This window comes from Micromonospora sp. NPDC049203 (genome assembly GCF_043197215.1).
Lineage (GTDB): Bacteria > Actinomycetota > Actinomycetes > Mycobacteriales > Micromonosporaceae > Micromonospora.
The window spans coordinates 705,526-716,279 of sequence record NZ_JBICSV010000003.1 but is presented as its reverse complement, the minus strand read 5'-3'; the positions used below and the strand labels follow the sequence as shown (position 1 = coordinate 716,279).

Genomic DNA, 10,754 nt, shown 5'->3' with positions numbered 1-10,754 from the left:
CATCCGCTGGGAAATCCGCGACGACATCCACGAAGCCTTCCTCAGCCTCGCCTGCGCCCTCATCTGCTGGCGCCAACTCCAACGTTAGGAGTTCTTATTAACGCCTGCGGTAGAGGAAGGGCCCCTTCTTAACAGCCGCAGGCCGGAGCATGGGGCGCGGGGGGCCCGGGACAGGACCCCCCGCAGGGAAGGGACGGCTGGCTGCGCTCAGCAGCCTCGAAGGCCGGCCGGCCGGCGCGCGGCCACGGCCCACCTTCATGGACGCGACTGGCATCTCGTCCACCCTGTCAACGAGGGCGTACCGAACGAGGTCACGCCGTCCCGGCGGGCCTGAGGTGTTAAAAAGGGCCCCTTCTACAACGCGAGGCGTTAAGAAGGGGCCCTTCCTTGCACGTCAGGCGGCGAGCTTGCGCGCCAGGTTCTCGTCGAGCGCGTTCATGAACTCGTCGGTGGTCAGCCACGGGGCGTCCCGCGAGATGAGCAGCGCGAGGTCCTTGGTCATCTGGCCGCCCTCGACGGTGTCCACGATGACCTTCTCCAGCGTGTCGGCGAACTCGGTGACCGCCGGGGTGCCGTCCAGCTTGCCCCGGTGGGCCAGGCCCCGGGTCCAGGCGTAGATCGAGGCGATCGGGTTGGTCGAGGTCTTCTCGCCCTTCTGGTACTGCCGGTAGTGCCGGGTGACAGTGCCGTGGGCGGCCTCGGCCTCGACGGTACGGCCGTCCGGGGAGAGCAGCACCGAGGTCATCAGGCCCAGCGAGCCGAAGCCCTGCGCGACGGTGTCGGACTGCACGTCACCGTCGTAGTTCTTGCAGGCCCAGACGTATCCGCCCTCCCACTTGAGCGCGGCGGCGACCATGTCGTCGATCAGCCGGTGCTCGTAGGTGAGGCCGGCGGCCTCGAACTCGGCCTTGAACTCGTTCTCGAACACCTCGGCGAAGATGTCCTTGAACCGGCCGTCGTACGCCTTGAGGATGGTGTTCTTGGTCGACATGTAGACCGGGTAGCCGCGGTCCAGGCCGTACCGGAACGAGGCGCGGGCGAAGTCCCGGATCGACTCGTCGTAGTTGTACATGCCCATGGCGATGCCGCCGCCGGGGAAGTTGGCGACCTCCATCTCCATCGGGGTGCCGCCGTCGGCCGGGGTGTAGGTGATGGTCACCGTGCCCGGGCCGGGGACGACGAAGTCGGTGGCCTTGTACTGGTCACCGTGCGCGTGCCGGCCGATGATGATCGGCTTGGTCCAGCCCGGGACGAGCCGCGGCACGTTCGACATGATGATCGGCTCGCGGAAGACCACGCCGCCGAGGATGTTGCGGATGGTGCCGTTCGGCGACCGCCACATCTTCTTCAGGCCGAACTCCTCCACCCGGGCCTCGTCCGGGGTGATGGTGGCGCACTTGACGCCGACGCCGTGCTCCTTGATGGCGTTGGCGGCGTCGACCGTGACCTGGTCGTCGGTGGCGTCACGGTGCTGGATCGACAGGTCGTAGTAGTGCAGGTCGACGTCGAGGTAGGGCAGGATCAGCTGCTCCCGGATCTGCTTCCAGATGATCCGGGTCATCTCGTCGCCGTCGATCTCCACGACCGGGTTGTTTACCTTGATCTTCGCCATCGGCCGGCGCTCCTCTCGGGGGACACGTGCTCAAGCAGTACGAGCGTACTGGAAACTGGCCGGCAGTCCCCAGGCGGCCCGGGTGGACCGCCGGAAAAGCGGGCTGCGTCGCGCCGCGACCCGCTGGCATCATCGTCCGATGCCGCACAGCCGCACCATCGGGTCTATCACGGTCACCGCGCTCAGCGACGGCGAGGGGCCCTTCTTCCAGCCCCGCGGCGAGGCCTTTCCCGACGCCACCGAGACGCACTGGGCGGCGGCCGACCGCCTCGATCCGGGCGCGGTCACCGACGACGGCCGGTGGTGGCTGCGGTTCCGCGCGTTCGCCCTGCGGGCCGACGACGGGCCGGTCACGCTTGTCGACGCCGGGATCGGCCCGGCCGACTCCCTCGCCGCGAGCTGGGCGCCGGTGCCGGGCCGGCTCCCCGCCGAGCTGGCCGCCGCCGGGATCGATCCGGCCGACGTCCGCACCGTGGTCCTCACCCACCTGCACACCGATCATGTGGGCTGGGCCGGACCGCTGTTCCCGAACGCGGACCACCTGGTCCAGCGCGCCGAGGTGGACGCGCTGGAGCTGTTCCACCCGGATCTGCCGGCCCGGCTGCTGACGCCGTTGCGCGCCGCCGGCCGGCTGCGGGTGGTCGACGGCGAGACGCCCCTCACCCCTGGGGTACGGCTGCTGCACACGCCCGGGCACACGCCGGGCCACCAGTCGGTGCTCATCGAGGCGGGCGACGACCGTCTCCTGATCACCGGCGACCTGCTCGTGCACGCGATCCAGCTGGCAGACCCGGCCCTCCCCTACGCGCACGAGGTCGATCCGGCCACGGCCCGCCACTCCCGGCAGCACCTGCTGGCGACCCTCTCCCCCGCCCTCCTGGCCACCCCCCACCTGACCGCACCCTTCACCCCATACCCGCCGCCCCGTCGATCATGAAGTTGACGGCGGAAATGGAGATCAACTCGACCGCCAACTTCATGATCGACAGGGGGGAACCGCGGGCGGGACGGCAGAAGGCCCGCCGGCGGAGCCGGCGGGCCTTCTACGCGTTTGCTACGTCACATGCTGGCGACGTCGCCCTGCTTGGCACGGACCGCCTCGGCGGCCTCCTTCAGCGCGGCCAGCTCGTCGGCGTCCAGGTCGGTCTCGACGACCCGCTTCACGCCCTCGGCGCCGATCTCGGCCTCGACGCCCAGGTAGACGCCGGAAATGCCGTACTCGCCGTCGACCCAGGCGCAGACCGGCATGACGTCGCCGGAGTCCTCGGCCACTGCCTTCGCCATCCGGGCCGCGGCGGCGGACGGGGCGTAGTACGCGGAACCGGTCTTGAGCAGCGCGACGACCTCGGCGCCACCGTTGCGGGTCTTGACGACCAGCTCCTCGATCTGCTCGGCCGGCATGACGTCACGCAGCGGCTTGCCGTTCACGGTGCTCTTGGACGGCACCGGGACCATGGTGTCGCCGTGCGAGCCGAGCGTCAGGGTCCGTACCGACTTCACCGGTACGCTCAGCGCCTCGGCGACGAAGTTGGTGAAGCGGGCGGTGTCCAGCATGCCGGCCTGGCCGAGCACCCGGTTCTTGGGGAACTGGGTCGCGAGCTGGGCCAGCGCGGTCATCTCGTCGAGCGGGTTGGACACCACGATGACGACGGCGTTCGGGGCGTACTTGGCGACGTTCTCGGAGACCTGACGGACGATCTTGGCGTTGGTCTCCAGCAGGTCCATCCGGCTCATGCCCGGCTTGCGCGGCAGGCCGGCGGTGATGACGACCACGTCCGAGCCCTCGATGGCGTCGTAGCCCTCGCCGTTCGGGCCGGTGGTGACGCCGACGACCTTGGTCTCGAAGCCCTCGACCGCGCGGGACTGGTTGAGGTCGAGCGCGAGACCCGCCGGCTTGCCCTCCACGATGTCGGTGATCACGACGGTGTCGAAGACGTCGTACTCGGCCAGGCGCTGTGCGGTGGTCGAGCCGTAGAAGCCGGCGCCGACGACAGTGACCTTCTTACCCATGGTCGTCCCACTCCCTGATACCAGTCGGTTTTCCGGACCGTATCAGCCATCCTGGCACCGATCGGGCCAGGGGCGGACGGTTATGACCTGGCTGGGTGTCAGCCGACCCGCTCGGCCCGTTCGACCACGTTGGTCAGGAGCATCGCGCGGGTCATCGGGCCGACGCCACCGGGCATCGGCACCACCTTGCCGGCGACCTCGGTCACCTCCGGGTCGACGTCGCCGGTGTAGCGGCCCTTGCCGTCGTCGCCGATCACACGGGTGATGCCGACATCGACCACGGTCGCGCCCGGGTTGACCATGTCCGCGGTGAGCAGGCCCGGCACGCCGGCGGCGACGATGACGACGTCGGCGGCGCGGGTGTGCGCGGCGAGGTCGAGCGTGCCGGTGTGGCAGAGCGTCACTGTGGCGTTCTCGCTGCGCCGGGTCAGCAGCAGGCCCAGCGGGCGGCCAACGGTGTTGCCCCGGCCGACGACCGCCACGTTCGCGCCGCGCAGCGGCACATCGTGCCGGCGCAGCAGCTCGACGATGCCGCGTGGGGTGCAGGGCAGCGGCGCGTCGTACCCGAGGACGAGCCGGCCCAGGTTGACCGGGTGCAGCCCGTCGGCGTCCTTGTCCGGGTCGATCGACTCCAGGGCGCGCTGGGTGTCGAGGTGCCCGGGGAGCGGGAGCTGGACGATGTAGCCGTGGCAGGCCGGGTCGGCGTTCAGCTCGGCGAGCGCCGCGTCGAGCTGCTCCTGGGTGGCGTCGGCCGGCAGCGTGACCCGCAGCGAGGCGATGCCGACCTCGGCGCAGTCGCGGTGCTTGCCGTTGACGTACGCCTGGGAGCCGGGGTCCTCCCCGACCAGCACCGTGCCGAGACCCGGGGTGATGCCGCGTTCCGCGAGCGCCTTGACCCGGTCTCGTAGCTCGTCCTTGATCTCCGCCGCGGTGGCCTTGCCGTCCAGGATCGTCGCCGTCACGTCGTGATCGTCTCACGTCCGCAGCGGAGGCCGGACGACGACGGCCGACGATCACGCTCAGCAACGTGGCGGAAGTCACGGAGAGTCACCAACCACCGGACGCGCAGGGCGAGCCGGACCCGGGCGGGCACGCACCGGACGTTCGGAGCCGACACCCCAGAGCCATCCGACGTCACCTCGACCGGGCCACCGATGACGAACAAAAGGCCAGTTCAGCACCACTACTAGCAGGCGGGAGCAACGACGGCAAGGTTCGGCGAACACGATCAGTCATCAATTGACCACGCATCAGTTGTCGAGGGGCCGACCCGCGACCTACGGTTACCACTCGTTGCGCAGAGTCACCCAGCGTCGGGACGACCGCGCAGCGTGAGGAGATGAGGAGACCCCCATGCGTGTTCGTAGGCTCGCGGCCTGGGCCGCGCTCCCGCTCGCGGTGACGCTCGGCCTGACGGCCTGCGGCTCGGGCGGTGGCGGCGGCGGCACCGGCGACTCCGACGCGGCCGTGCGGATCGAGATCGCCGAGCCGCAGCACCTGGTGCCCACAAACACAAACGAGACGAGCGGCTCCCAGGTCCTGTCGGCCCTGTTCAGCCCGCTCGTCGACTACGACGACGCGAACAAGCCGCACGAGGTGGCGGCCGAAAAGGTGACGACGTCGGACAACAAGGTCTGGACGATCAAGCTGAAGCCCGGCTACACGTTCCACAACGGCGAGCAGGTCACCGCCGACAACTACATCGACGCCTGGAACTACGGCGCGTACGCGCCGAACGGCCAGAACTCCAGCTACTTCTTCGAGAAGGTGGCCGGCTACGAGGACCTCCAGGGCGAGAGCCCGAAGGCCAAGACGCTCAGCGGCCTGAAGAAGGTCGACGACCTCACCTTCACCGTGACGCTCAGCGAGCCGTACGTGGACTTCAAGTCCATGCTCGGCTACACCGCCTTCTACCCGCTGCCCGAGGCGGCCTTCTCCGCGCCGGGCGTGCTGGCCGAGGGCTACGAGCAGGCGCCGATCGGCCAGGGCCCGTTCAAGATGAAGGGCACCTGGCAGCACGACGCCAAGGTCGAGGTGGAGCGCTACGACGCGTTCCCGGGCCAGCAGCCCAAGGTCGGCGGCGTCGAGTTCCGCATCTACCAGCAGCCGACCGCCGCGTACGCGGACGTGCTGTCGGACAACCTCGACGTGATCAAGACGATCCCGACCGAGAACCTGTCCACCGCCGCGACCGACCTGGGCGACCGCTTCCTCCAGAGCCCGGCCTCGTCGCTGCAGGTGCTGGCCTTCCCGACGTTCCAGGAGGAGTTCAGCAAGCCCGAGGTGCGCAAGGCGATCTCGATGGCGATCGACCGGGACGAGATCACCAAGTCGATCTTCAAGGACTCGCAGCAGCCGGCCCGCTCGTTCGTCTCGCCGGTGGTCGCGGGTTACCGGGAGAACACCATCGGCACCGCCGGCGCGTTCGACCCGGTCAAGGCCAAGGCCGCGTACGAGGCCGCGGGCGGCCCGAAGAAGATCGAGCTGTCCTACAACGGCGACGGCGGCCACAAGGACTGGGTCGACGCGACCTGCAACCAGCTCAAGGCCAACCTGGGCGTGGAGTGCGTGGGCACCGCGGAGCCGAAGTTCGCGGACCTGCTGACCAAGGTCAAGCAGAAGCAGCCGGTCGGCCTGTTCCGGATGGGCTGGGTCATGGACTACCCGTCCATGGAGAACTACCTCGGCCCGCTGTACAGCAGCACCGGCTCGTCGAACTACTACGGCTACAGCAACCCGGAGTTCGACAAGCTGCTCGCCGAGGGCGCCCGCGCGGCCACCGAGGACGAGGCGATCGAGAAGTACCAGGCGGCGGAGGACCTGCTCGCGCAGGACATGCCGGTGATCCCGCTGCGGTACGGGCAGAACAACTTCGGCCACTCGACCAAGGTCAAGAACGTCCACGTGGACCTCTTCGACCGGGTGGACCTGGTGAAGATCGAACGCGCCTGACACCCCGCTGACGGGCCGGGCCACCCCCACCGGGTGGCCCGGCCCTGGCATTGGCCCGCATTTCGCCCGGTTTCGGCAGACTTGCCAGCATGCTCCGCTTCATCCTGCGGCGACTGCTCCAGATGGTCCTCGCGTTCTTCGGAACCACACTGATCGTCTACGCGCTGATGTTCGCCGGGCAGGGCGACCCGATCCAGGCCCTCGCCGGGGAGCGGCCGGTGACCGCGGCGCAGCGGGCCTACCTAACCGAGAAGTACCACCTGGACGCGACAGGTGTCGGCGGCTTCTTCTACCGCTACTTCGACTACCTGCGCGGCCTGGTCCAGGGTGACCTCGGGCAGTCGCTCACCGGGCGGCAGATCAGCGACATCCTCGCCGCCGCGTGGCCGGTCACCGTGAAACTCGCCGTGATCGCGATGGCCGTGACGGTGATCTTCGGGGTCACCGCCGGCGTGATCGCGGCGATCCGCCGCTCCGGCGTGTTCGACCACGCCACACTCGTGCTCACGCTGCTGGTGCTCGGCATCCCCACCATCGTGCTGGCCCCGCTGGCCCAGTACTTCCTCGGCGTACGCTGGCCGGTCTTCCCGCCCACCGCCGGAGCGCAACCCTCCTTCTACGCGCTGCTGCTGCCGGGCATCGTGCTCGGCTCGCTCTCCCTGGCCACCGCGCTGCGGCTGACCCGTACCTCGGTGACCGAGAACCTGCGCGCCGACTACGTCCGCACCGCCCGGTCCAAAGGGCTGCGGCGACGCCGCATCGTCGGCGTGCACGTGCTGCGCAACTCGCTCATCCCGGTGATCACCTTCCTCGGCGTCGAACTGGGCAACCTGATGGGCGGCGCGATCATCACCGAGGGCGTGTTCAACGTCCCCGGCGTCGGCTTCAACCTGTTCCGCGGCATCCGCACCGAGGACGGCCCGCTGGTGGTCGGCATCGTGAGCGTGCTCGTCGTGGTCTACCTGCTGTCCAACCTGGTGGTGGACGTGCTCTACGCCGTCCTCGACCCGAGGATCCGCTATGAGTGAGCACAACGAGGTGCGGCCGTGAGTGACTTCGAGACGGTCGCGGCGACCGAGAACCAGGCCGCGCGGCGCGGTGTCTCCGGCGAACCGGGCACGCCCGGCCGCGCCGGGCGGCCGGACCGGGCCCGCAGCCTGGCCGGGGACGCCTGGCGTGACCTGCGCCGCAACCCGGTCTTCTGGATCAGCCTGCTGCTGGTGGTGCTGGTCGCCGCCATGGCCGTGGCGCCCGGGCTGTTCGCCGCCAACGACCCGCGCGACTGCGTGCTCTCCCGGCAGCACGCCGGGCCGTCCGGCGGGGCCGTCTTCGGGTACGACTTCCAGGGCTGCGACACGTTCGCCAGGGCCGTCTACGGCGCTCGCGCCTCGCTGCTCGTCGGTGCGTTCTCCGCGCTGATCACCGGTGTGATCGCACTCGTCGTCGGCATGGTCGCCGGCTACTTCGGCGGCTGGGTCGACGCGGTGCTGTCCCGGGTGATCGACATCGTGCTCGGCATCCCGCTGCTGCTGGCCGCGATCGTGCTGCTCAAGCGCGTGAGCACCAGCGGCGACACGGTACGGCTCTTCGCGGTGATCCTCGTGCTGGCGCTGCTCGGCTGGACCACCGCGGCCCGGGTCGTCCGCTCCTCGGTGATCACCGCCCGGGAGCAGGACTACGTGGCAGCCGCCCGGATGCTCGGAGCCGGCAACGGCCGGATCATGTGGCGGCACATCCTGCCGAACGCGCTCGCCCCGGCCATCGTGGTGCTCACCATCGCGCTCGGGTCGTTCATCGCGGCCGAGGCGACGCTGAGCTTCCTCGGCATCGGCCTGAAGGCGCCGACCATCTCGTGGGGCATCGACATCGACGCCGGGCGGGTGCACATGCGCGAGTCCGCGACGCCGCTGATCGTGCCGTCGACGTTCCTCGCCCTGACCGTGCTCGCCTTCATCATGCTCGGCGACGCGATCCGCGACGCCTTCGACCCGAAGCTGCGGTGACCCGTGCGAGCGCGAGGAGTGAGCGCAGCGAGCCCCGCAGTCGCGAGCGAAAGGCAGGCACAGCCATGACGCAGAACGCGGTCCGGCCCACGCCGGCCTCACCCACCCCGCCCGGCGGGCACCTGCTGGAGGTACGGGACCTGCACGTCGAGTTCCGTACCCGGGAGGGCGTGGCGCGCGTGATCAACGGGGTGACGTACCACCTGGACGCCGGTGAGACGCTCGCGGTGCTGGGCGAGTCCGGCTCCGGCAAGTCCGTCACCGCCCAGGCGATCATGGGCATCCTGGACACCCCGCCCGCGTACGTGCGCGGCGGGCAGATCCTCTACCAGGGGCGGGACCTGCTCGCCCGCCCGGAGGAGGAGCGCCGGCAGATCCGCGGCGCCGAGATCGCGATGATCTTCCAGGACGCGCTGTCGGCGCTGAACCCGGTCTTCCCGGTCGGCTGGCAGATCGGCGAGTCGCTGCGCGAGCGGGCCGGCATGTCGCGGGCCGACGCGCGCAGGCGGACCGTCGAGCTGATGGACCTGGTCCGGATCCCGGCCGCGGCGAAGCGGCTCGGCGACTACCCGCACCAGTTCTCCGGCGGCATGCGGCAACGCGTCATGATCGCGATGGCGCTGGCGCTGGACCCGAAGGTGCTGATCGCCGACGAGCCCACCACGGCGCTGGACGTCACAGTGCAGGCGCAGATCATGGACCTCCTGGCCGACCTGCGCCGGGATCTCGGCATGGCGCTCGTCCTGATCACCCACGACCTGGGCGTGGTCGCCGGTGTGGCGGACCGGATCGCGGTCATGTACGCGGGCCGGATCGTCGAGCACGCCGACGTGCACGCGCTGTACCGGGCACCGGCCCACCCGTACACGAAGGGGTTGCTGGAGTCGATCCCGCGACTGGACGTGCGCGGCCAGGCGCTGTCCAGCATCCGCGGGTTGCCGCCGAACCTGATGGCGATCCCGTCCGGCTGCCCGTTCCACCCCCGGTGCCCGTACGTCCAGCCGGTCTGCGTGGACGAGGTGCCGCACGACCTGGTGCTCGGCGACGGTCGGACCAGCGCGTGTCACTTCGCCCAGGAGGTGCACGATGACCGCGACGGCTGAACCCGCGAAGGTGCGCGGCGAGGCGATCCTCGCCGTCGACCAGCTGGTCAAGCACTTCCCGATCAGCCAGGGCGTGCTGTTCAAGAAGACCATCGGCCAGGTCAAGGCCGTCGACGGCGTCTCGTTCGAGCTGCGGCGCGGTGAGACGCTCGGCGTGGTGGGCGAGTCCGGGTGCGGCAAGTCGACGCTGGCCCGGCTGCTCATGCGCCTGGAGACGCCCACCGCCGGGCGGGTCACGCTCGAGGGACGCGACCTGCTCCGGGCCACCGGGGCGGACCTGCGCCGGCTGCGCCGGAACATGCAGATGGTGATGCAGGATCCGTACACCTCGCTGAACCCGCGGATGACTGTCGGCGACATCGTCGGCGAGCCGTTCGAGATCCACCCCGACGTCGCGCCGAAGCGCAGCCGGCGGCAGCGGGTGCAGGAGCTGCTGGACGTGGTCGGGCTCAACCCGGAGCACGTCAACCGCTACCCGCACCAGTTCTCCGGCGGCCAGCGGCAGCGCATCGGCATCGCCCGGGCGCTCGCGCTACGGCCCGAGATCATCGTCTGCGACGAGCCGGTGTCGGCCCTCGACGTGTCCATCCAGGCCCAGGTGATCAACCTGTTGGAGCAGCTCCAGGACGAGCTGGGGCTGTCGTACATCTTCATCGCCCACGACCTGTCGGTGGTGCGGCACATCTCCGACCGGGTCGCGGTGATGTACCTGGGCCGGATCGTGGAGATCGGCACCGAGGAGCAGATCTACCAGCGCGCGACCCACCCGTACACCCAGGCGCTGCTGTCGGCGGTGCCGGTGCCCGACCCGGAGGCCCGCGACCGGCGGACCATCATCCGGCTCACCGGCGACGTGCCCAGCCCGGCCGAGCCGCCGTCCGGCTGCCACTTCCGGACCCGCTGCTGGAAGGCCGAGGAGGTCTGCGCGACGCAGGACCCGCAGGCGGTGCCCCGCGCGGCGGACCCGCACCCCAGCGCCTGCCACTTCGCCGAGGTGCGCACCGAGGTGTGACGACGAAGGCCCCGTCCCCCGGAGGAAGAGGGGGCGGGGCCTCCGATGCGGGCACGCGTGCG

Annotated in this window: 9 protein-coding genes; 6 read left to right on the top strand and 3 right to left on the bottom strand. The window is 70.1% G+C overall.

The annotated features are described in order from the left end of the window. Nucleotides 1-394: 394 nt before the first annotated feature. Nucleotides 395-1,612 carry an NADP-dependent isocitrate dehydrogenase gene (locus ACGFIA_RS12445; protein WP_013288497.1) on the bottom strand — a complete coding sequence of 406 codons (1,218 nt, stop codon included), beginning with the start codon at nucleotides 1,610-1,612 and terminating at the stop codon, nucleotides 395-397. A gap of 139 nt (nucleotides 1,613-1,751) precedes the next feature. On the opposite strand from ACGFIA_RS12445, the gene ACGFIA_RS12440 reads away from it, so the two are divergent. Continuing rightward, entirely contained in the window at nucleotides 1,752-2,549 is a 798-nt protein-coding gene (locus ACGFIA_RS12440; protein ID WP_357388789.1) for an MBL fold metallo-hydrolase, read from the top strand. Nucleotides 2,550-2,671: 122 nt separating this feature from the next. Here ACGFIA_RS12440 and mdh read toward each other — a convergent pair whose 3' ends face one another. Together mdh and ACGFIA_RS12430 are read right to left on the bottom strand one after the other, a co-directional pair. Continuing rightward, nucleotides 2,672-3,622 (bottom strand): malate dehydrogenase, encoded by a 951-nt coding sequence (mdh, locus tag ACGFIA_RS12435; RefSeq protein WP_357388791.1) that lies wholly within the window; start codon nucleotides 3,620-3,622, stop codon nucleotides 2,672-2,674. A gap of 98 nt (nucleotides 3,623-3,720) precedes the next feature. Further along, a complete protein-coding gene (locus tag ACGFIA_RS12430) occupies nucleotides 3,721-4,584 on the bottom strand; it encodes a bifunctional methylenetetrahydrofolate dehydrogenase/methenyltetrahydrofolate cyclohydrolase (RefSeq protein WP_393259839.1) in 864 nt (287 codons plus the stop codon). Nucleotides 4,585-4,975: 391 nt separating this feature from the next. Here ACGFIA_RS12430 and ACGFIA_RS12425 point away from each other — a divergent pair, with 391 nt between their 5' ends. From ACGFIA_RS12425 to ACGFIA_RS12405, 5 genes are all read left to right on the top strand, one after another. Further along, nucleotides 4,976-6,574, top strand: a complete 1,599-nt coding sequence (locus tag ACGFIA_RS12425; protein ID WP_357388795.1) for an ABC transporter substrate-binding protein — start codon at nucleotides 4,976-4,978, stop codon at nucleotides 6,572-6,574. 89 nt (nucleotides 6,575-6,663) lie between these two features. Next, the gene (locus ACGFIA_RS12420; RefSeq protein WP_357388797.1) at nucleotides 6,664-7,602 is read left to right on the top strand and encodes an ABC transporter permease; all 939 of its coding nucleotides are present in this window, start codon (nucleotides 6,664-6,666) and stop codon (nucleotides 7,600-7,602) included. Between the two features lie 18 nt (nucleotides 7,603-7,620). Next, entirely contained in the window at nucleotides 7,621-8,577 is a 957-nt protein-coding gene (locus tag ACGFIA_RS12415; protein WP_357388799.1) for an ABC transporter permease, read from the top strand. Nucleotides 8,578-8,642: 65 nt separating this feature from the next. Beyond that, nucleotides 8,643-9,680: an ABC transporter ATP-binding protein gene (locus tag ACGFIA_RS12410; RefSeq protein ID WP_357388801.1), complete on the top strand. Its 1,038-nt coding sequence runs from the start codon at nucleotides 8,643-8,645 to the stop codon at nucleotides 9,678-9,680. Then, nucleotides 9,664-10,692: a dipeptide ABC transporter ATP-binding protein gene (locus ACGFIA_RS12405; protein ID WP_357388803.1), complete on the top strand. Its 1,029-nt coding sequence runs from the start codon at nucleotides 9,664-9,666 to the stop codon at nucleotides 10,690-10,692. The genes ACGFIA_RS12410 and ACGFIA_RS12405 overlap by 17 nt, the downstream gene beginning before the upstream one ends. The last annotated feature ends 62 nt before the right edge of the window (nucleotides 10,693-10,754 follow it).